The organism is Undibacterium sp. Di24W (assembly GCF_049340325.1).
GTDB lineage: Bacteria > Pseudomonadota > Gammaproteobacteria > Burkholderiales > Burkholderiaceae_D > Undibacterium.
On the sequence record NZ_JBMPOP010000003.1, the window covers coordinates 166,060 to 187,397 of the forward strand.

Annotated in this window: 17 protein-coding genes; 10 read left to right on the forward strand and 7 right to left on the reverse strand. The window is 45.7% G+C overall.

Annotated features, from left to right (window positions below; genetic code table 11):
• Positions 1 to 163: 163 nt before the first annotated feature.
• On the reverse strand, positions 164 to 538 hold the full coding sequence (locus ACO0KZ_RS07050; protein WP_422994160.1) for a hypothetical protein: 375 nt from the start codon (positions 536 to 538) through the stop codon (positions 164 to 166).
• A 131-nt stretch (positions 539 to 669) separates the two neighbouring features.
• Here ACO0KZ_RS07050 and ACO0KZ_RS07055 point away from each other — a divergent pair, with 131 nt between their 5' ends.
• Both ACO0KZ_RS07055 and ACO0KZ_RS07060 read left to right on the forward strand, forming a co-directional pair.
• Complete coding sequence (locus ACO0KZ_RS07055; RefSeq protein WP_422994162.1) at positions 670 to 1,152, forward strand: CreA family protein; 483 nt, start codon at positions 670 to 672, stop codon at positions 1,150 to 1,152.
• 193 nt (positions 1,153 to 1,345) lie between these two features.
• Entirely contained in the window at positions 1,346 to 2,209 is an 864-nt protein-coding gene (locus tag ACO0KZ_RS07060; protein ID WP_422994164.1) for an HDOD domain-containing protein, read from the forward strand.
• Positions 2,210 to 2,233: 24 nt separating this feature from the next.
• Here ACO0KZ_RS07060 and ACO0KZ_RS07065 read toward each other — a convergent pair whose 3' ends face one another.
• Both ACO0KZ_RS07065 and dacB read right to left on the reverse strand, forming a co-directional pair.
• Positions 2,234 to 2,431 carry a hypothetical protein gene (locus ACO0KZ_RS07065; RefSeq protein WP_422994166.1) on the reverse strand — a complete coding sequence of 66 codons (198 nt, stop codon included), beginning with the start codon at positions 2,429 to 2,431 and terminating at the stop codon, positions 2,234 to 2,236.
• A gap of 150 nt (positions 2,432 to 2,581) precedes the next feature.
• Positions 2,582 to 4,027 carry a D-alanyl-D-alanine carboxypeptidase/D-alanyl-D-alanine endopeptidase gene (gene dacB / locus ACO0KZ_RS07070; protein ID WP_422994168.1) on the reverse strand — a complete coding sequence of 482 codons (1,446 nt, stop codon included), beginning with the start codon at positions 4,025 to 4,027 and terminating at the stop codon, positions 2,582 to 2,584.
• Between the two features lie 180 nt (positions 4,028 to 4,207).
• Between dacB and ACO0KZ_RS07075 the strand changes: the two genes are divergently transcribed.
• The 8 genes from ACO0KZ_RS07075 to ACO0KZ_RS07110 all read left to right on the forward strand — a co-directional run bounded on the left by ACO0KZ_RS07075 (position 4,208) and on the right by ACO0KZ_RS07110 (position 15,553).
• Positions 4,208 to 5,926, forward strand: a complete 1,719-nt coding sequence (locus ACO0KZ_RS07075) for a M1 family metallopeptidase (protein WP_422994170.1) — start codon at positions 4,208 to 4,210, stop codon at positions 5,924 to 5,926.
• A 389-nt stretch (positions 5,927 to 6,315) separates the two neighbouring features.
• Complete coding sequence (locus tag ACO0KZ_RS07080) at positions 6,316 to 7,449, forward strand: CsgG/HfaB family protein (protein ID WP_422994172.1); 1,134 nt, start codon at positions 6,316 to 6,318, stop codon at positions 7,447 to 7,449.
• A gap of 138 nt (positions 7,450 to 7,587) precedes the next feature.
• Entirely contained in the window at positions 7,588 to 7,833 is a 246-nt protein-coding gene (locus ACO0KZ_RS07085) for a hypothetical protein (RefSeq protein ID WP_422994174.1), read from the forward strand.
• Between the two features lie 88 nt (positions 7,834 to 7,921).
• Complete coding sequence (locus tag ACO0KZ_RS07090; RefSeq protein ID WP_422994176.1) at positions 7,922 to 8,518, forward strand: hypothetical protein; 597 nt, start codon at positions 7,922 to 7,924, stop codon at positions 8,516 to 8,518.
• A gap of 200 nt (positions 8,519 to 8,718) precedes the next feature.
• Entirely contained in the window at positions 8,719 to 9,288 is a 570-nt protein-coding gene (locus tag ACO0KZ_RS07095; protein WP_422994178.1) for a PH domain-containing protein, read from the forward strand.
• Between the two features lie 77 nt (positions 9,289 to 9,365).
• Positions 9,366 to 9,584: a transposase gene (locus ACO0KZ_RS07100; protein ID WP_422994180.1), complete on the forward strand. Its 219-nt coding sequence runs from the start codon at positions 9,366 to 9,368 to the stop codon at positions 9,582 to 9,584.
• Positions 9,585 to 9,878: 294 nt separating this feature from the next.
• The gene (locus ACO0KZ_RS07105) at positions 9,879 to 13,403 is read left to right on the forward strand and encodes a response regulator (protein WP_422994182.1); all 3,525 of its coding nucleotides are present in this window, start codon (positions 9,879 to 9,881) and stop codon (positions 13,401 to 13,403) included.
• 185 nt (positions 13,404 to 13,588) lie between these two features.
• Positions 13,589 to 15,553, forward strand: coding sequence for a peptidase U32 family protein (locus ACO0KZ_RS07110; RefSeq protein ID WP_422994184.1), 1,965 nt, complete (start codon positions 13,589 to 13,591; stop codon positions 15,551 to 15,553).
• 77 nt (positions 15,554 to 15,630) lie between these two features.
• Here the strand turns inward: ACO0KZ_RS07110 and ACO0KZ_RS07115 are convergent, their stop codons facing one another.
• The 4 genes from ACO0KZ_RS07115 to ACO0KZ_RS07130 all read right to left on the reverse strand — a co-directional run bounded on the left by ACO0KZ_RS07115 (position 15,631) and on the right by ACO0KZ_RS07130 (position 21,323).
• On the reverse strand, positions 15,631 to 16,506 hold the full coding sequence (locus ACO0KZ_RS07115; protein WP_422994186.1) for a lysostaphin resistance A-like protein: 876 nt from the start codon (positions 16,504 to 16,506) through the stop codon (positions 15,631 to 15,633).
• 305 nt (positions 16,507 to 16,811) lie between these two features.
• Positions 16,812 to 17,987: a toxin-antitoxin system YwqK family antitoxin gene (locus ACO0KZ_RS07120; protein ID WP_422994188.1), complete on the reverse strand. Its 1,176-nt coding sequence runs from the start codon at positions 17,985 to 17,987 to the stop codon at positions 16,812 to 16,814.
• 145 nt (positions 17,988 to 18,132) lie between these two features.
• Entirely contained in the window at positions 18,133 to 20,328 is a 2,196-nt protein-coding gene (locus tag ACO0KZ_RS07125) for a DPP IV N-terminal domain-containing protein (RefSeq protein ID WP_422994190.1), read from the reverse strand.
• A 98-nt stretch (positions 20,329 to 20,426) separates the two neighbouring features.
• On the reverse strand, positions 20,427 to 21,323 hold the full coding sequence (locus ACO0KZ_RS07130) for a DUF2785 domain-containing protein (RefSeq protein ID WP_422994192.1): 897 nt from the start codon (positions 21,321 to 21,323) through the stop codon (positions 20,427 to 20,429).
• Positions 21,324 to 21,338: the final 15 nt, after the last annotated feature.

Here is a 21,338-nt window from a genome sequence, read left to right on the forward strand (position 1 = left end):
GGCTCTAGGTATCTTTAAAATGTTTGATCAAATCGACATTTGAAGAATTAAGGACGCGCATGCACACGTGCCAAAAACATGAATTTTTTATCGAAGTCGATGATCAGAGATAGAAGCAATACCGAAACGCAAGCCTTAGCTAAAAACTTAGGCAGCTCCGGTATCAGATTGCGTTGAGAGCGGGTGGCCCGCGCGGTGGAAGAGGTGCAGAAACAATGGCTGCTAAGCGTGCCGAGGGAATACTTTGCGTGGCATACGATAGCGTATGCACTGGCGGTACGACGTCAATTTGCGGCAAACTTGGTGTGATGGCGCTTGGCATACAGAAGGAACAATCCAAGGTATGCATGGTCGCCTTACCATCAACGATCTTGCCAGACTCTGTGACAAATTTGATGCCCGTGCTGGTACAGATCATCGAAACACCTTCGCCGTTGATCATCGGCGCAGCCGTAGCGATACCCAGCGTTAATCCGTACAGGAATAACACCGCGATGATCAGGCGACGCGATAATTGGAAGGGCGAGAAGGATTTCATAAGCGCGCATTTTAACACTTCAACGCACAAGGTGGAAAGACGAGCTTATTTGACCGAGGTTAAAATTACTCGCTTCTTTTAAGTTATGCTGCTCTTAGTTTATCCATCGTTAATGAATAAAGGAAATTCTTATGCCAGTGAATAAATATTTCGCCACGCTGATGATGTTTGGCTCAGTGTTAATGGCTACAACAGCAAATGCACAAAAAATAGGTAGTGTTGATACCGCATTTAAATTACTTGGGCCTGACCACAAAATTGTGGTGGAGGCTTATGACGATCCTAAAGTCAAAGGCGTTACTTGCTATGTTTCTCGTGCAAAAACGGGAGGAATTAAAGGCGGCTTGGGTTTGGCTGAAGATAAAGCAGAGGCATCGATTTCCTGTCGTCAGATTGGTGCCATCAGTTTTGACAAGCCATTAAAGCAGCAGGAAGAAGTCTTTATTCAAAGTCTTTCTATTTTGTTTAAGAAGTTACGCATTGTCAGAATGGTCGATGTAGAACGCAATACTTTGATTTATTTGACTTATTCGGATAAGTTAATTGACGGATCACCGCAAAATAGCGTTGCCGCGGTGCCTGTTGAGGCGCATACGCCCATTCCATTAAAATAATTTGTGAGTAACACTGATCGTGGCTATTTGCAAATTGACAGGGGCTAAAGCTCGGTTTATTTTAGCCTCTTGCAAACTAAGGACTTACTTGGAATTGATTTCCATTGGGAAATAATGTTTAATACGGGGCGTTCAGTTTTTCTGCCTGCTTTCCGTCTCTAATAGTATTTAAAAAGAATCTTTTATCATCACGATGAATCAAAGCGTCCAACCTTCGGTGTCTGACAAACAAGCTGTCGACAGTTTGTTAAAAACCATACGCATTCCGCCGCGTCCTAGTTTGTTGGTCGAGATGCAAAAAGAGTTGAATAAAACAGAGCCTAGCGCACAAGGCTTGGCAAAGATTATTGCAAAGGATGTGTCGCTGGCCGCATCTCTATTAAAGCTGACTAATTCATCCTTCTTTGGCCTGCGTCTCAAGGCGCAATCGGTCGACCACGCAGTCGGCTTGATTGGTATCACTCAAACTGGCCTGCTGATGACGGGCATTATTGCGCGTCAATCGGTGAACGCAAATGGTTTGTCGCTGGGCAAATTTTGGGATTTTTCGACCAAGCGGGCACAGGCTTTGAGTGCTATGGTGAAACGCTTTCCAGTTTGTTCGGCGGATGTTGCGCATACCTTTGGTTTATTTTGCGATATTGGTGTGCCGATTTTGATGGAACGATTTCCTGATTATGCTGAGACGTGGAAGAAGGCAAATAATGAATTTGAATTGCCTTTGACTCAAGTTGAAGATAGTCACCACATCACGAATCATGCTTCTATCGGTTCTTTGATGGCGCGTACCTGGGGTTTGCCGGAACAAGTATCGACCGCGATTTTATTGCATCATGATTACCGCACCTTAGAAGATACAGCAACCGAAGATAGTGTGCGTGGATTAATCGCTTTATCCACGTTGGCCGAATACGCGATTCAAAAGTACGAAGGACAAGAGAGTTCTGCCGAGTGGTCCAAGGCGAGTCAGCGCGTTTGCCAATATTTGGGTATAGGTCTGCATGATGCCGAGGATTGGTGCGAAGAATTGCAGGATATGTTTAATCAGTCACACTAATAACATCACAGCAGCTATCGACACTTATCGCGGTTTTCCGCCTAAAATTCGGGCCGGTAAGAAGACGATAGCGCGCAATAATTCAAACACCCCATCAAGTGCAATACCCAATATCCGAAATGGGAGTAACAATATCCATACTATCGGATAAAGCAGCAAAGCCAATAAGGCAAGCGGCCAGCACAATAAGAACACAATAACCCAAAGCAAAAAGCCTATCATGGCGAAATCTCCTTAAATCAATGACGGTGGCTAACTAGGCATCACTGTAGCTAGTCTAGGTATTTCAAATCAATCGTAAAGAGATAGAACGCATAATACTGGGTGCGAACGGTTTGCTTATCGTTGATCCCGACCCCGACTTTAAGCCAACTAAGGTCTGCTGTTTGCCAACCAGCTAATTAATTCATCCAAAATCGGGCGCGCCCGGCTGATGCCCGCTTCATCACTATTGATAATTCCCACCACGATCCAGTCATTTTGCTGCTGATCGCGCACGTAACCTGCAATTGCCACGACGTTCTTTAGCGTACCGGTTTTAATCCGGGCGCGTGCCTCTGCAACGCTGGATTTGAGGCGGTTACGCATACTGCCATCGATACCCACTATCGGTAAACTGGCTGCAAATTCTGGATACCAGTTGCTGTTAGCCGCGACTCTCAAAATACTTGCCAATTGATTCGCACTGATACGATCTGTGCGAGATAATCCTGAGCCATTTTCTATGGTTAAGCCGGTGTCGGGAATATTATTTTTGGACAGCCAGGCGCGTACCACAGCGTTCGCCGTTTGACTGGTATCCGCAAAATTTCTTGCTAGGGGCGATTCGGCGCCCATGGTCAAAAATAATATGCGTGACATGGCGTTGTCGGAAAATTTATTGATGATGCGTATGGTTTCCGCCAGGCTTTCAGATTCTCTTTGTACCAGCAAAGAGGCACTAGTGGGCGTGATGCCATCTTGTATTTGTCCTTGCCAGCTGCCACCCAGTTCGGTCCAGAGCGCGCGTATCACGCTGCCGATATATGCATTGCGCTCGACCACATTGAGGTATACCGTGGTTTGGCAGTTTTTGGGAAAAACACCGCTCAAGGTGATGTCGATTTGCGCTTGATTGTTGACACTGGTTTGCGGTGCTAACCAGCCATTTTTCCATTCATTGCAAGGCGCGTTACTGCGCGTCATTTGATTCTTTAAAGTGACACGGTCCATTGGTGTCAGTAACTTAGTATCTACTGCATTGCTATCCGAACTGATGGAAAACGCACTGATGTTGCTATGTATAAGTAGCGCGTCAGGAATCACGTTGTAATACGCATCAGGATTTTCATCGAATGGCGTGACGTTGAGTTCGGGACGCGTTGGTTGGAAATAGCTACGGTCGAGCACGATGTCGCCTTGAATATCGCGCAGGCCTTGTTGGCGTAAATTACGTAGTAGTAGGCTTAATTTATCCCAAGTGAGATTGGGGTCGCCACCGCCTTTTAAGTAGAGCTTGCCATTCAAGACATTTTGCTTAATCGGTACATCGACGTAGATTTGGGTTTTCCATCGAAAGTTAGGACCTAGTTCATCTAAGGCGATGAAGCTGGTCAGTAATTTCATCGTCGATGCCGGGCTGACCGCTTTGTCGCCTTGTAGATTCAAGACGTAGCCATTCTGACGACTAGGTGCAATCACGACGCTCAAAGATGATTTTGGGAGATTCGCTTTCTTTAATAAATTCTCGACACTGCTTGGCAAGACGTCTTGTGCCGCAATCGGTGCAGTGATAAGGATGCCTAGTATGAAAGAGAGGAGTAAGCGGGGTAGAAGCATGGATTTGACCTTGAATCAATAAAAAAGAGCAACGCCGACTAGTATGCCATGGCAGCCTAAATTCTCGTGATGCTTGTTGAACTTTTGAGATACGATGACGCTCTAAATATATCTGAGGTCTGCATTGACGTTTTTTATAGTCCGTTTTTCTTGTATTTCGATTTCTAACTCAATTACCCTATGAAACTTAAAACTCTAGCTTTGCTGTGCTCGATGTTGTATGTGACTAGCATTCAGGCGCAAAACGCCTTGCCTGCCTCGTCTCAACCCACTGTCTTCACCATGAGTTCAGGTACAGAACGTACTGCCGAGCAATTGGCTATGGTGTTTGAAAAAGCGGATTTGAGTTTGAAATTAGATCCCGAGACACGCAGCATCCAAGGCACCGCGCTCTTGGTGTTCTCTGCCAAATCTGAATTAAAACGTCTTGCTTTGGAATTGGATAAAAATTTGCCAGTTGAGGCAGTCAGTATCAATGGTGTGGTATTAGCCGCTGATGCGATTAGCAATGCCGAAGGGCGCCTGCTCTTAATTTTACCCAAGCCCTTGAAAACGGGTGAAAAGGCAGAAGTCAGTATCCGTTACCAGGGTGTACCACGAATCGCTAAACGCGCACCTTGGGATGGCGGTTTTGTTTGGACCAAGACGCCAACTGGCGAGCCATGGATAGCCTCGGCGGTGCAAGGTGAGGGGTGTGACTTGTTTTGGCCGTGCATTGATCACCCTATGGGAAAACCAAAATTAATGAACGTGCATATTACCGTGCCAGCGCCGTTGGTGGTGGCGGGTAACGGTGTCGCCCAAGGTATGGATGAAAAAGAGGGCTGGCGCACTTATCACTGGCAAACTAAGAATCCTAGTACCTATGGCATTGCTATCAATGTTGGCCCCTATGAATCGTTAGAGAGCGAATACCAGAGCCGGTTCGGTAATCGCATTCCTTTGCGCATGTGGTATCTGCCCGCCAATAAAGAAAAGGCACAAGGCTTGATGGCAGAATTTGCGCCAATGCTGGATTTCTTTGAAAGTAAATTCGGCCCTTATCCGTTTGGGGATGAAAAAATGGGCGTCGTGGAAACCCCGCATCTAGGTATGGAGCATCAAACCATTAATGCTTATGGCAACGACTACATCAAGTCAGCGCATGGCTATGACTGGCTTTTGCAACATGAATTTGCACACGAGTGGTTTGGAAATCAATTGACCAACGAAAACTGGGATGATTTCTGGTTACACGAAGGTTTCGGTTCGTATATGCAACCCTTGTATTTGCAATATCTGCGCGGCGAGCGTGACTATCAGGTTGCCTTGCACGAACAAAGAATTCGTATCGTGAATAAATTCCCTATGGTGACTGGTCACTCTATGAGTGAACATGACGTGTCTAACGGTCCTGGCAACGATGTGTATTTTAAAGGTTCAAATCTATTGCATACGCTGCGTGGTTTGATCGGTGATGAGGCCTTTTTTAAAGCAGTGCGCTTGTTGGTTTATGGTCGCAACGATCCAAAGCCGGGCAATTTTTCACCGCGTTACAGCACCAGTAAAGAGTTTATTCAGATCGTCAATCAAGTGACCAAGAAGGATTGGAATTGGTTCTTTAAGGGCTATCTGACTCACGCGCGCTTGCCAGAAGTATTGGAGCAACGTGAAGGTAATGTGCTGCATTTGAAATGGAAGTTGCCAGACGACAGCGAATTTCCATTGCCTTTGCAAGTACGGGTTAATGACAAGATCGTCAACCTGGCGATGACACATGGTGTGGGTAAAGTGAGCTTGCCGCCCAATGCGACTTACACCGTCGACCCGGGTGCTCGTGTACTTAAACACGAACCCCACTTAGAAGTATGGGCGGCGGATGCTGCAGCAAGGGCAAAGGCGCGAGCTAAAGCGAAGTAACCCAGAGTTTGTGACTTATACTTCTCCTATGGAAAACGGCGACTTAGTGTAATGCTACTCAGTTAAGCCTAATTCCACGTATCGTCATTCCCGCGAAGGCGGGAATCCAGCGACGTAAAAGCCTAAAGACACTGGATCCCTGCCTTCTCAGGGATGACGCCTCGATATTTTGAGCTTAGCTGAACAGCATTAGCGACGCAGTGGTTATTCATCGGCCTACTACCGTCGCAGTTTTTCTGCCTCTTATCAGCTCATATCGGTAAATTAACAATATTGGCTAAAGTTTAAGTTATACTCGCTTCCTTTTTTGGTCTTAGTTCCCTTACTTTATGATTTGAGTGAGTACTAACACCAAACACTTTTTATTTATGAATATAAGGAAGCTAGCTATGACTTTTCGTTCGCCTTTATTGACCGTCTCATCTTTGTTCGTCAGTGTTTTGCTGGCAAATACTGCCAGCGCGCAAAGCGTACAAAAGGGAGCGATTGAGAAGTGTGCTAAGAATTTTGGTACCTTGGCTGTGGTGGAGCCACAAAGTCATATGTTGGCATCTTTGTCTCAATATAAACTCGGTTCGCCGTCGACTATGTTGCGCATGATCGTTGAAGAGTCTGGCTGCTTTACTGTGGTTGAGCGCGGTGTGGCGATGCAAAATATTCGCCAAGAACGTGAATTAGCCTCCGCTGGTCAATTGCAGCAAGGCTCGAATGTCGGCGGTGGCCAATTACAAGCGGCGGATTTTGTGATGACACCGGCAGTGCAATTTGCCAGTGATACGGGCGGTGTCGGTGGTGCCGTAGGTGGTTTGTTAGGTCGATTCGGCGGTGGTTGGGGCGCGCTCGGCGGGCTCGCCGGCGGTGTTAAATTTAAAGAAGCAGAGACAACCTTATTGTTGGCCGATGTACGTTCTGGGATTCAAGTCGCGAGTGCCGAAGGTCAGGCCAGTAAAATGGATTTCAGTTTGGGTGGCTGGGGCTGGGGTGGCTTTGGCTGGGCCAGCGCGGGTGGTTACAGCAAAACACCCGAAGGTAAATTGATCGCAGCTAGTTTGCTCGATAACTACAATAAAATCGTGCAAAGCGTGCGTAACAAAGAGCAGTTAATCCAAGCGACATCACAAGCTTCTAAAAACAACGCGGCGAATTCGATACAGGCGACACCGCCTTCTCAAGTTGCAGCGCAGCAGTATGTTCCATCAGCGCCATCCGCTCCTGTCGCAGCCTCAGGCTTGGTTGGCGTCTATGCGGTTAAATTTACAGGTGATGATGAGGGCACCGTCAACGTCATGATCAATAAAAACGGCAATGTCACTGGTATGGGCAAATCGAGCAAACATAATTTTAATTTTAACGTATCAGGTACTGTCAGCCCAGACGGTGAACTCGCATTGGCAGGTTCAGGCAAAGCGGGCGGTGCGAAATTTATGGGCACGGTTGATTTGCAATCGGGTGCTGTGGTTGGGATGTGGCAGTGGGAAGGTAATCAGTCTGGCCAAGGTACGTTTAATGGACGCAAACAGTAAATAAGTGTGAATTGATCGAACGCATCAAATTCATCTAACAAAGTCAAAGAGAGCGGGAGAAATCCTAGCTCTCTTTTTTGTTTAAACTAATATTTAATAGAATATTCTTAAATATTTGTAAATAATGACTGACTGCTATTGATCTCTGATATAGCAATACGGCAGGCATCCTATCGAAATTTTTTTAGAAAGGCTTTAGAAAAAAAAGAAATCGACGATATTCGCCTCGCTTTACAGCAAGGACAAACTGTCGATAGAGAAAAATTCAAAGAAGCGATGAGTGCCCCGAGTGGCGCAAGTCGAATGGAAAGTCGACGAGGGCGGCCGGTTAAGGCGTCAAATGATGTCATTGAAAAATTGGATCAAACGGATTTTGGATTTTAATTTTTTTGGGAATTGAAAATGAAATTGAATGGCTTGAAGAACAATGTGATGCTGATCCTTTTGGTGTTTTCAAAACAAGGAGCATGTTATGCGTAAATTTTTAATTGGTTTCGGCATTCTTATTGCAGGCTATTTTCTTTATAACGCGGATGCCTATTATGGGCAATGGCAATTTAAGGAGATGTGTAAAAAAGAGGGTGGTCCACGCTTTTACGGAAAAATTGAAAAAAATGCTGGGTGGCTATTGACCGATACCAGCACAAGTGCGCCAGATGTGCCTTCTGATTTTGGTGATATTTCTTTTTTTAGATGGACAGATAAAGAGGGTAAAGAATTCGATATTTATGTTGATTGGGAATTGCGGAAGAAGATGCATCCACGTCCCTCTGAATATACTTTCTTACCTGCTGATAAATCAAAAGTTGTGCGTTACGAATATCGTTATAAAACAGAAAGAATGTTGCATGATGAACGATTTGTTCAAAGTCAAGAAGAAATCATTGATATAGCTACACAAAAAAAACAATTAGCGAGCTACACCATATTTAGTTATCAATGGACAAAACCAGAGCGAGTCATTTTAAGCGCGCCTACTTCAGTGACTTGCTGGCAGGGTGAAACAAATGAAACACAAATCACGCGTAATAATTTTTACAAAAACATCTACACGGCTTGGAGCAAATAATGACAATTACATCAATTAAAAATTTAAGCAAATTAGTGAAATTGAACGGCTTGAAAAATAATGTGATGCTGACCCCTTTGGTTCGAAAAATGCAGGGCTTTTCATTCCAGCCTACATGATAAGCTTGTTATGTTCAGCAATTTTTTCAGTGATCCAGACTCAGGATCGTTGATTCATAATTCATAAAAACTAGGACAACCATGCAAGAACAAAATCACACCACCCTACAAGGCAAATTCAATCCTTTAATCCGTCCCTATTTAGTCTTATACGGCGCCTTCTTTTTCGCCATCACCATCGTGCTCATTCCTTTGGCGATTATTTGGTTATGCGGTTTGGGTCAATGGTGGGCGCGTCATTATTTTGATAAACTCGAATGCGAACTAAGCAGCAACTCGCTGCGTTTTCGAAAAGGTATCCTTTTCCAAGTTGAAAAAACCATCCCGCTAGAAAACATACAAGACGTCACCTTTACCGAAGGTCCCTTATTGCGTATGTTTAATCTGAGTATTTTGAAATTCGAAACGGCCGGACAAAGCGCAGGTCAAGCGCATGATATGCGTTTAATCGGATTGATCGATGCGCATGAATTTCGCAATAAAATCCTCAGTAATCGCGAAGCCTTGAAGCTCCATACGCAGCACACAGCAATCGCGTCAGCACCAATGACACATGTAAATCAAGATCAGCAAATCCAATTACTTAAAGCCATACTAGAACGACTCGATACCTTGTGTGAGCTTCAAAAAAATCAAAACACAATTAAATAAGCATCTAACGACGTAGGTTGGCAAACCAAAGCGGTCAGCATCGCATTGTTTTCTCAACCTAAACCTCATATAGAAAGATGCCCCGTCGCCAACGCACTAAGTTAGCAGGAATACCGCAACATCTGGTACAAAGAGGCGTCAATCGAGAGCCGTGCTTTTTTGCCGATGAAGATGATCGGTGTTATCTGCATTGGCTATTTATGTCGGCTGTCGATTGGCAATGCGAAGTGTATGCCTATGTATTGATGACGAATCATGTTCACCTATTAGTGACACCAATGGCGAACGAAGGATAGTGGAAGCTGATGCAATCAGTCAGCAGACTTTACGTGCAATATGTGAATCGATTTTGAACGGCCTGAAAAGCAACGTGACGCGGACCCCTTTTGACCGTCTTTTGACCGGCCCCCTTTGACCGAGTCAAAAAAAGACATTTTTTTGAGAAAGTTTGCTCACTATCCTTAAAATTCTGCCTGCTGTTTAGAAAGAGATTGACACCATCATTCCCGCCTTAGATACTCAGTTTAGTTCCTATAAGAATGTTTATTGTGGTTTCGTGGTCGGGAGTTCTCTTTGGAATGCATTTTGGTGTGAAAAATATCCATCTCAAATTATTTTTGCCGTTTGCTATTGGCATATTGGTGTTGCTGCCGGCCTTACTTATTACTTGGTTTGGTTATAGCGCGGCTCAACAAGCTGCTATAGATGCCGCCAATAGCATTATGGTGCAAGCGAGCTTACGTGCCAGCGAAGCGGCAAATGCCGATTTAGCTGAGAGCAGTCGTTTAATGAATTACTTCTCCAGCTATGGCGACGCGGTTGGTGGGGAACCTGATCCGCGTAACTTTACCAGTGCTGATCGTTTTGAAGAAGTCGCTTGGGGCGCAATGCGAAGCACCCGACTCGTTAAATTTGTCGCCTACGCATCAGTTGATGGTGCCTATCGTGCGATCAATTTATACGATGATGACGCCTTACCTGAAGTGTTAACGCAAGATGCTGGCGATACAAAACGCAGGCATTACCGCAGCGCCCTTCCTCTCGATAGACGCATGATGATAGGAAGCGACAAGCTTGACTATCTGCCGAGTTCGCGTCCTTGGTATCAAACTGCAATGAAAGCAGCAGACCAGACAGGTACTGCGACTGATCTGCGTTCTTGGACCGATGTTTATCCTTCTTTCTCTCGCAAGCAGTTACATATAGCCCATTCTGTGGTGGTACGTAACACAAAGCGAGAGATCACAGGCGTATTGGCGCTCGAAGTCTCATTTAAATTGTTGAGTGAGCTTTTAAAGAGCCTACAACTCAGCCCAAATGCAATTGCCTTCATTATTGATCGTAATGGAAAATTGGTTGCCACTTCTAACGAAAAAGAGTTGACTGGTTCGCCCGATGTCCCTTTGTTTTCCGCGACCGAATCACGTTCGCCATTGGTGCGCGCTGCGATGCAAAATTTGCCGCTGCGAGGCAAGTTCACTACTCGTACGAATAGTCTTAATGTCGAAGGTTCACAAGAAAAGCAAAATGCCAACGCTGCCTGTTTGCAGTCGGGACGTTGTGAGAATTTTCAATTTGAGCTGGACGGGCAAACGATTCTGGCGCACACCTCATCCCTCAATCATTTACCGGAAGATGAACATAGTTCGAATTACTCCGTTTTAAATAAGATGGCGCGCGGTGAAAATTTTCCTGAATGGCGCTTGGTGATCGCAGCGCCTGTGGATGACTTTAGTTTTGTCATAAAAGAAAAGAGTCAGCGAACTGTGGCTTTAGCCGCCGTCTTTGCGTTGTTGGCGTCTACCTTCGGTATCTGGTTTGCACTGCGTCTAAATAGAATTATCGCGGCAATCGCACGGGCTGCAGTAAAGTTGGGGCATGGTGATCTGGAACATACTCCCATCCTTACCCGCTTTGTTGAGTTTCGTCAGATTAGCAATGAATTAGAGCACACAGCAGATGCATTACGCGCTTCACGCGATGCACTGATGGCACAGAATGCAGAATTAGAAGAGAGGGTTTTGGAACGCACAAAGGATTTGGCCTATCAGACGGAACAAGCTCTGATAGCGGTGAATGCTAAGGCGGCTTTTTTGGCGACCATGAGTCACGAAATACGAACGCCGATGAATGGGGTCATCGGCATGACCGATTTGTTGGCAGGCACTTCGCTTAACGTCGAGCAGCGCGATTACGTCAGTACGATCAGATCTTCAGGTGATGCTCTACTGACGATTATTAATGATATTTTGGATTTTTCTAAAATTGAATCAGGTAAGTTGATTTTAGAGCGGGAGCCTTTGTCTGTGCAGCAGTTAGTCGAAGAGAGTTTGGCCTTAGTTGCAGCCGCCGCAAATCGCAAGAACATCGAGCTTTTGTATGAAATTGATCCAGCGGTTCCCGCGATGATCATGGGTGATGTCACTCGTTTGCGACAAATTGTACTGAATCTCCTGAGTAACGCCGTCAAGTTTACCGATACGGGTGAAGTACATCTGCATGTGCAACAAGAAAATCCCATGCGCCCCGAAATTTTGTGTATCACTGTGCGTGATACCGGTATAGGCATTCCCGCAGATAGCATTGCTATGCTGTTTTCAGCATTTTCGCAAATCGATGCGGCAACAACGCGTAAATATGGCGGGACAGGTTTAGGATTGGCGATCAGTCGGCGCTTGGCGGAATTGATGCACGGCTCGATTAATGTCGAGAGCGAAGTAGGTCAAGGTAGTCGTTTTATTGTCCGCGTGAAAGCGCACCCAGCGGTCGCCTTCGGTTTGGACCTTCAATCCTTGAGTGCTGGACAAAACGCATCAGCTAACTTCCAAGCTTTACAGGGGAAACGCGCATTATTGGTAGATGATAATGTCACCTCATTGCGCATCATGCAGCAAAGATTAACGCGCTATGGAATGGACTGCACAGCGGTATCAAATTTATCCGTTTTGAACGATGTAGTGGCAGACCATCAGGAATTTGATTGTGCCTTAATCGATTTTGATATGCCAGAGATGAATGGTATTAGTGTTGCACAGCATTTACGTGCAAGAAGCATAAAGTCGAAATTGCCAGTGATTTTATTGAGCAACGTGGCGGACAGTCGGGAACAAGATGAGGCGCATTCGTGCCAGGTACATTTGATCAAACCGATTAAAGACAGTTTGTTACTAGATGCCCTAATCAGCGTTCTACATCCGGAAAGTGACAGCAAGAATACTCTTGAGCAAGACAAGCTTCAGACAAGGAATCGTCTGGTTGCCAGTCAACATGCGCAGCAATATCCTCTTCGCCTGTTGATTGTCGATGACAATGCAACTAACCGAAAAGTTGCCCGTATGATGTTGCAACATTTTGGTTATAACGCCGACAGCGCGAATGATGGACGTGAAGCCGTCGATCAAGTCGTTGCGGCAGATGCAGCACAAAACCCTTTTGACTTAATTTGGATGGATGTGCATATGCCGAATTTGGATGGGTTGGAATGCACCAAGATATTACGTGACTCCTCGATACAGCAACCCCATATCGTTGCCATGACAGCCGCCGCTATGCATGGTGATCGTGACATGTGCTTGCAAGCAGGCATGGATGATTACGTGAGCAAGCCGCTAGAAATTGCAGAACTTGAGCGTGCTTTTGTGACTTACTTTAAGCGGCGTGGTGTAGATTTTAATGCGTCATCGCTACCTCAATCGCCGGAGACAGTCTTGCTAAAGCAAACTCCGGCAGTCGATCAAACTATCGTGAGCGAGGCAATACAGTATTTTGATCCTGATAGGTTCATGGAATTTTGTGAAGGTAATCCTGCATATCGAGCTACCTTCTTGGAGTTGATCAAGAATATGATCAATAAGAGTCCTGCGCAGTATGCGGAAGCGCTACAAGCTTGGAAGGAGCAGCAAAATGAAGAGGCTGCCCGTGTTTTTCACACGATGCGCGGTTCTTTGGGCACGCTCGGTGCAATCGAATTCATAGAAATCTCACGCACGCTTGAGAGTGCGATCAAGCAAAATGAAACCGAGAAAGTGGATGTCTTATTCCTTAAAACCAAAGAAGTATTAGATCAGACTTTGGTAGAAGCACAGCAATGGTTGAATAGGCAAGATTCGGTATGATAGTGGCGTTGTAATCCTAGGCAAAGAGGGCTTTGTTAGCGCAATAAGCTAAATGTGATGAGTAGGAGGCAATGAAAGTTGTCTTTGATTTATTGAAAACTCAGTCTTTTCAGCACTTTTCAGCATAGAGCAAGGCTTTTCGCTATAATCTGCCCCTTCCTTCTCCCGCACGAATAACTCCCATTATGACCTTACGTACCAACGAAATCGAATTGTTGTCGCCTGCCAAAACAGTCGAGATCGGACGTGAGGCGATTTTGCATGGTGCCGATGCTGTGTATATCGGCGGCCCCTCATTCGGCGCGCGGCACAATGCTAGCAATGAAATCAGCGAAATCGCGAAACTGGTTGAATTTGCGCATCGTTATCATGCTAGGATTTTCGTCACGCTCAATACTATTTTGCATGACAGCGAATTAGAACCAGCACAGAAATTGATTTATCAATTTTACGAAGCGGGTGTTGATGCACTGATTGTGCAAGACATGGGGGTGATGGAATTGGATATTCCACCGATTCAAATTCATGCCAGTACCCAGTGCGATATCCGTACGCCTGGTAAAGCCCACTTTTTGGGTGCATCCGGTTTCTCACAATTGGTGTTAGCACGTGAACTCACTTTAGAACAAATTAAAGCAATCAAGGCGCAGACCAATACGCCTTTGGAATATTTTGTCCACGGTGCTTTGTGTGTGGCGTTTTCCGGTCAATGCTATATCTCACACGCGAAAGATGGGCGTAGTGCAAATCGCGGCGATTGTTCACAAGCCTGTCGTTTGCCCTATACACTCACCGATGGCGAAGGCCGCGTCGTCGCCTACGATAAGCATTTGTTGTCGATGAAAGACAATGATCAAAGCGCGAATCTGGAAGCCTTGCTCGATGCCGGTATTCAATCGTTGAAGATCGAAGGCCGCTATAAAGATATGGGCTATGTGAAAAACATCACAGCACATTATCGTTTGTTACTAGACGAAATTTTAGAACGCCGACCAGAGTATTATCGTGCTTCGAGCGGCCATACTCAGATAGCATTCACGCCGAATGTTGATAAGACCTTTCACCGCGGTCACACTGCGTACTTTGCCAATGGACGTTTAGATAATATCGGTGCGTTTGATTCTCCTAAGTTTGTTGGTCTGCACATTGGTTACGTGACTCGACTCGGACCCGATTGGTTTGAATTGGAAACCAATGAAGACTTAGCGAACGGCGATGGGCTCAATTACATGCACAAGCGCGAAGTGGTAGGCGTGCACGCGAATACCGTAGAGAAGAAATCGACTAACGAAAACGGCACCATCTGGCGCGTACATCCAAATGAAAAAATGGCAGAGTTCGCTAGTCTCAAAGTTGGCATGTCGGTGCATCGTAATCGCGATCAGCAATGGGAAATGGCATTAACCAAAAAATCTTCGGATCGCAAACTCGGTTTGTGGATGAACTTGTCCGAAGCTGAGAGTGGTTTAGTGTTGAATTTATCGGATGCTGATGGCGTGAACACCAGCACCATGCTTGAACTCACATTAGAGCCAGCACAACAAGCAGATAAAGCGGAAACGGGTTTGCGTGATAATCTGGGCAAACTTGGTAACACGATGTTCTATGCTGAACAGATAGATTTGAATCTGAGTCAGCCTTGGTTTGTACCGTCGTCACTTATTAACGCCTTGCGTCGTGATGCGGTTGCTAAGCATGAAGAGGCACGTGTACAACATTGGAAGCGCCCATTGCGCGAAGCAGCGCAAGAGCCTTTGGTGCCGTATCCAGAAACCACGCTTACTTACCTTGCCAACGTCTACAACCATAAAGCCAGCGCATTTTATAAAAAGCATGGCGTGCAATTGATCGCAGCTGCATACGAGTCGCATGAAGAAGCGGGCGAAGTGCCGCTGATGATCACCAAGCATTGCCTACGTTTCTCTTTCAATCTTTGCCCGAAACAGGCAAAAGGTGTGACAGGTGTGCAAGGTCAGGTCAAGGCGGAGCCGATGACTTTGGTCAACGGCGATGAAAAATTTACCTTACGATTCGATTGTAAACCATGCGAAATGCATGTCATGGGTAGTATGAAGCCCCATATTCTCAGATCTGCACCACCGAGCACAGTGACTAGTCCATTAGTGTTTCATAAATCCAGGCCACAATAAAAACTGTTACGGTACTTATATGAGCTGGGCTTTGCAGCCCAGCCTACTGTAACCTTAAAGTCATCTTTCAATTCCAACTAGGTAGTACGCTTCCAATAAGGTAAGACGATACGGCCTTTGTTTTTTGCGATTAGCAACAGGGCAATCGTTGTTGTGATGATCACTACCAGAGAGAAGGCGGAACCTTCAGCGCCAAAAGCACCGCCTGTGAGCCAGTCTGGGCCTGTCATTTTGCTGATGAACAATCCTTTGTGCACTTGTTGGCCAGATACCGCCACTGAAAAAATTCCGTCTTGAAAAAAGTTCCATGCGGCATGCATCGCTACGCAAAACCAAAGGCGACCTGTTACCATAAATGCCGCAGCTAATAAGAGACCAGCTGCAGTGATATTAGCAAAACCGAGTACGCTGATGTTGTCGTTTGCGAGATGTAAGGCACCAAATAAAATAGCAGAGGCAAGCAGTGCGAGCCAACTACCCAGGGATTGTTGAACTACTCGAAAGAATACACCACGCAACAAAATTTCTTCAACCATACCGATGGTGATGTGCACCATGAGCGGAATGAGAATCACTGACCACGGGGAGCTAGCTGTGATTTGAAATCCACCCATAAGAGCGATCAATGCCACTGTAGCGCTCAACATGAAACCGCCGATTGCAAAGCCCAGTCCAAATTCGCCCAAAAAACCTGATAGATTCAGTTCCGGTGTGCCACGTTTTTCCACATACCTTGCATACAGCAAATAACACATGTAACCAACACAGGCTCCGAGCAGTTGTACAATCTTTGACAGCATCTTGTCATTGATGAATTTGCTAGATACGACCTGTATCAATAAAAACGGCAAAAGAAAAGTAGCAATCCCTAAGATGATACGGGTCAATGGAAATTGTATGATTTTTTGTAGTAGAGGAGTGTTCACGGGCGAAGCAAACTGAGTCGTTGTCATGATGTGATCTTTGCTATGGTAAGGGTTTGTGCAGCCGGGTCGATTAAAAATGAACTACTCGAGCTTGGGCTGGAATAAAGTAACGGAGCGAACTTTAACCATAAGCTCTTACCCGAACCAGCTGATTCCGACCAAGTGCAGAATCAGCGGCATGAGCTGTAACGATAAACTGAATGAGCTTGTGATTCTAAGATGGAAGATAGCCTAGCGAGGAGTACGCTAAGGAGGCTTTGAATTGCAGCACGCAAATTCGGTGCTGCAATCATATTGAGTGTGTCGTGCTGGATCTCTGAGTAGTCTAGCGCTTATTTGCTAAAAGCCTTACGTGATCCATCTTCAAAAACCTCGTCGTCGGCAATGAGTTTTCCGCTGTCATCCCAGCGTTTTTGCCGGAATACTTTTCCATTTTTGTCGTGATGTTCTTCGTAGCTGATTTTTCCATCATCGAAGAAATTTTTGTGAATACCGATAGGGCGATTATTGTAGCTGCCTAGCTGTTGGTATTTGGCTTGTGAAGTCAGAGTACCTTTATCATTGAATGATTTCACTTCTTTGAAATAGTCTTTACCTTCTATTGTAAACGCTTGGAGTTGACGCATTTGTCCGTTCTGATAGAACTGTGCCTCCGACGTCATAAAATTTCTGCGTTTGCCTTCTATCTCTAGTGTGGTAAATTTTTGTTCTTGCTTCATGCTACCGCTTTCGTAAAACACGCTTTTCCGCACGAAGGCACGGTTTTTTTCTGCGGTGCTAAGTACGGTTTCATATTGCTTATTGCCATTCTCGAAAAAGCCGGTTTCTGTCATTTCACTGGCTTTTAATTCCATCGTGTTTCTGACTTTTCCTGTATTGGTGTCGAAGCTAGTGGCTTGCTGAACTACCCCGGCCAGTATGGTTTCTGTGGCGCGTTTTTGACCTTCTTCGGTGTAATAGGTATTGGTGACAGCTTTACCCTTAAAACCACATAAGCTCGCGTCGTCTGCATGCGGGGCCAACGAGGGTTTGCTACCGCAACTTACACTATTTAGTGCCGATTTCTTTGTGAAGTGCACTGATGCCGGAGATTTGCCTTCGGCTATCCATTCAACTTTTTTCAAAGTGCCATCCGGGTACCATTCACGTTGTAGACCCTGAAGCTGCCCCATCACTTCGGTTTCTTCCTGTATCAACTGCTTATTCGGTGCATATTTGCGTGTAGTGCCATTTCGCGGGCCATTTTTCGTATCGGTGTATTCGAGTGCGAGCACACCATTTTGGTAGAGGCGATATAAGCCATAAACTTCTCCAGCCTTGATTTCACGTTCACGGCTCATTAGGCCGGTCTCACGATCTTTGCAAATGATGATGCCGGTCTTGCCTGCAGTGGTCGAGCCATTCGATGTGCTGACCGACTCACCGTTCAAGGTGCAGTCTTCGATTTGGTAGGCAAAACTAGCAGAGCACATTGATAAGGCAGTGCAGGTCAGCAGGAGTTTGATCATCAGCTTCATAGCAGTAAATCTCGTAGAAGGTAGTTAGCGAAGAATATGGTGTGTGATTCGAGTATTGTAACTGAAGTAAAAATGCCGGCAGTCTTTTAGGCTGCCGGCATTGTTTTACTGAGTTACGCTAGTGCAAAGCTAGATCTTACAGATTGTCCTGCAGAAACTTCCATTTGGCTTTTTGCAGTGACCAATTCTGCCACACGTCTGCCACGCCATGACCTTGACCTGGATAGAGTTGCAAGCTGTATTCTTTATTCGCTTTTGCCAGAGCGTCGATGAACATGATGGTGTTTTGTGGATGTACATTGTCATCCATCGTACCGTGCATGATCATGATTTTTCCGCTCAGATCTTTGGCTGCTTTCAAGCTAGAACCTTTGTCATAGCCTTCTGCATTTTCTTGCGGCAGGCCCATGTAGCGTTCAGTATAAATACTGTCATAGAAACGCCAATCGGTTACTGGCGCGCCAACGAAGCCGACTTTCCAAGCTTTGCTATGTGTCATCGCGTAGGAAGTGAAGTAGCCGCCATAGCTCCAGCCATTTAAAGCGATTCTGTCCATGTCAGCAAAGCCTTGCTGACGCAACCATTCCAAACCATCTAACTGATCTTGTAATTCAAGTTGACCCAGCTTCTTATGGATAGGCCAAGCGCTAGAAACCCCTTTATTACTGGCGCTTTGATTATCCATAATCCAGACGACATAACCTTGTTGCGCCAGGAAGTGGTAATACAAATTGGCGCTCCACTGATCACGTACTTGTGGCGCCATAGGGCCAGCGTACAAGTGTTGATAGACTGGATATTTTTTTGTGGCGTCAAAATTCGGCGGCAAGAACAAGACGCTTTCCATTAGGAAGCCATTGCGTGATTTGACTTGTTGGTGCTTCATCGTCGCTAATTGTAAGGCGTTGACTTTAGCAGGTACACCTGCATCATCGACCAATTTTACTTGTACACCAGCATCGGTGAATAGCGCTTGTTTCGGCGTCTGGGTCATGCTGCTCCAGCTGTCGACATAGTGCGTGAAGGTTTTATTCCAACGCACCATGTGCGTGCCTTTTTCTTCGGTCAGACGTTTGAAATTACTACCATCCAGATTCACGCTATAAGCATCATTGCCGATAGGATTGCGCTCATTGGCGGCGAATAGCACGCGACCTTTAGCTTTATCTATGCCGTGTACGGCACGTACATCCCAGTCACCTTGCGTGACTGCTTTGACCAACTGAAAGTTTTTGTCGTAATGATATAAATGATGATGACCGGTACGGCTCGATTCCCAAATGAAGCTGCCATCTTTCAAGAAATGTGGCAAAGGCAGACGTTCAGTCCATGCCGGACTAGTTTCTTTTACTACCGCTTTGCTATTGAGTTTTGCGTCGTAGATGCGCAAGTCTAACCAAGTTTGAACTCTATCCTGCCAAGAGGCCATGAGTCTGCCATCAGGTGTCCAGTCGACCTGAACGATCAGCGTTTCTTTGCCTGCGTACGGGTCTTGTGTCCAGCTGATCTTGCCATTCAGATCGACCACGCCGAGCTTTGTAATAGGGTTAGAATCGCCGGCTTTAGGATAACGGGTGCGATCGGTTTTCACTGGCTGGGCATGATCGCCACTTAAGGTGTAGACCGGTACTTTGGTTTCATCAAAACTTAAGAACGCCAATTTTTTAGAATCAGGTGCCCAGCGAAATGCACGAAAATCGCCGCGACCATAGACTTCTTCTTGATATACCCAATCTAAACGGCCATTAAATACGGTTTCACTGCCACCTGTGGTTAGGCGCTTTTCTTTGGCTGTCGCAACATCCGTCGCGTACATGTCATTACCTTTTAGATAGGCGACCGTTTTGGCATCGGGTGAAAGCAAAGCTTCGTCTTCTTTGACGTCTGGTGTATTTGTTAAAGCACGCGCTTTATTTGCATTGAGATCAAGCAACCAGATATCGTTTTTGTAGGTAAAAATATAGCTCTTAGTTTCTGGTTTGATACGAGCACTTAATTGATCTGCCAATTTTGCTAATTCTTTTTCATCAATCTTGGCTGTTTTTAAGATAGCGAGAATATTACCGTCGGCTGGTAATGCTGTTTTTTCCCAAGTTGATGGGTTGATCACGAAAAGTTCCGCCGTGCCTTTGTTCACTTTGGATTCGATTAAACGATTTTGGTTGTCCCAAGATAAGCGCGTCAACGGCGCCGCATTAAAATTTTGCTTTAATTCTGGGTGATACAGCATTTCTAAAGTCAATTTGCCATCGCCAGCGTAGACTGTACCGCTAGTCGCGAAACTTGCGACTAGGGCTAGGCCTATTGCGTTCAAGGGAATAGTGCGTTTCATACCTGATCCTCCAAATGATTTTTCTTGATAGTTGGATAATGCAAAATAAAATTTTTTAGGGTCAAAAAGCTGACTGTTTAAGATGCTTAATTTGCTCTTTAGTTCAATTTTTTCAATGACTTAATAACGAGAGGCAAAAGTTTTTCTTGCAATGCTGCTTGCTTGCTTTCTTGCAGATTGAGGTACATCGCTGACAAAAATGCGGTCAGATTATGTTTGCGCGCCAGGCTCGCTTGAGTCGTTTTCTTTAAGTCAAGTGAAGTCGTCAATAAGCCATTAAACCAGGTATCCCATTCTTCGGGCGTGAGCGCCGAGCGCAATCCTAAATAAAACACTGGCGTCATCAAGCGCTCACCTTCACCATATTGATAGAAGTGTTGATCGTTACGAATCTGTTGTGCCAGCGCCTCTAGCATTGCGCTGTGTTGAGATTTACTCAGGGCAGGATTCAGGGATAGTTGCATCATCCAGTCAGCAGCATGTGCTACGCCGTGCCGCCAGCCTTGTTTTTCATCGTAGCCACGATAGTCTTGAATATCGCGTAAATAATGCGCGGCAACGCTTACCATTTCTTGTCTTTGTGCCTCGTTCATAAATGCTTTGCGTCGGTCAACCCGCGCTACTTCAGCTAACACTAGTGCCGCAAAAGGTTGCTGAAATCCGAGATCATTTTGCCTGAGCGGGGCAGAGATTTGTGCCTGAAGTTGTTGCCGAATGGTTTGTATGGTTTCGGTTGTCAGCAGTTCGCTGCGCATCCAAAACGATAGCGCCTCGAACGCAATCTCATCGCGCAATTGTGGGTCAGGACTTGCTAAGCAATCGAGTAGGTTTAGTGCGCTTTGCTGCCGTTGTTGTGCATCCGCGATTTGCCATTTGCTCTCTTTTAATACCAGTAAATTTTCTTGCGTCTTGCCGTCGGGCGGGCAAGACGCAAAAGCAACAGCGCTGTAGCTGAGCAATATACTCGTGACTGCGAATCGGTAAAAGGATTTCATGGTATCGCCTTCCAT

Excerpts from the sequence above, each read along its gene's own strand:
- ACO0KZ_RS07050 (WP_422994160.1), bottom strand. The coding sequence starts at position 538 with ATGAAATCCTTCTCGCCCTTCCAATTATCGCGTCGCCTGATCATCGCG.
- ACO0KZ_RS07055 (WP_422994162.1), top strand. The coding sequence starts at position 670 with ATGCCAGTGAATAAATATTTCGCCACGCTGATGATGTTTGGCTCAGTG.
- ACO0KZ_RS07060 (WP_422994164.1), top strand. The coding sequence starts at position 1,346 with ATGAATCAAAGCGTCCAACCTTCGGTGTCTGACAAACAAGCTGTCGAC.
- ACO0KZ_RS07065 (WP_422994166.1), bottom strand. The coding sequence starts at position 2,431 with ATGATAGGCTTTTTGCTTTGGGTTATTGTGTTCTTATTGTGCTGGCCG.
- dacB (WP_422994168.1), bottom strand. The coding sequence starts at position 4,027 with ATGCTTCTACCCCGCTTACTCCTCTCTTTCATACTAGGCATCCTTATC.
- ACO0KZ_RS07075 (WP_422994170.1), top strand. The coding sequence starts at position 4,208 with ATGAAACTTAAAACTCTAGCTTTGCTGTGCTCGATGTTGTATGTGACT.
- ACO0KZ_RS07080 (WP_422994172.1), top strand. The coding sequence starts at position 6,316 with ATGACTTTTCGTTCGCCTTTATTGACCGTCTCATCTTTGTTCGTCAGT.
- ACO0KZ_RS07090 (WP_422994176.1), top strand. The coding sequence starts at position 7,922 with ATGCGTAAATTTTTAATTGGTTTCGGCATTCTTATTGCAGGCTATTTT.
- ACO0KZ_RS07095 (WP_422994178.1), top strand. The coding sequence starts at position 8,719 with ATGCAAGAACAAAATCACACCACCCTACAAGGCAAATTCAATCCTTTA.
- ACO0KZ_RS07100 (WP_422994180.1), top strand. The coding sequence starts at position 9,366 with ATGCCCCGTCGCCAACGCACTAAGTTAGCAGGAATACCGCAACATCTG.
- ACO0KZ_RS07110 (WP_422994184.1), top strand. The coding sequence starts at position 13,589 with ATGACCTTACGTACCAACGAAATCGAATTGTTGTCGCCTGCCAAAACA.
- ACO0KZ_RS07115 (WP_422994186.1), bottom strand. The coding sequence starts at position 16,506 with ATGACAACGACTCAGTTTGCTTCGCCCGTGAACACTCCTCTACTACAA.
- ACO0KZ_RS07120 (WP_422994188.1), bottom strand. The coding sequence starts at position 17,987 with ATGATCAAACTCCTGCTGACCTGCACTGCCTTATCAATGTGCTCTGCT.
- ACO0KZ_RS07125 (WP_422994190.1), bottom strand. The coding sequence starts at position 20,328 with ATGAAACGCACTATTCCCTTGAACGCAATAGGCCTAGCCCTAGTCGCA.
- ACO0KZ_RS07130 (WP_422994192.1), bottom strand. The coding sequence starts at position 21,323 with ATGAAATCCTTTTACCGATTCGCAGTCACGAGTATATTGCTCAGCTAC.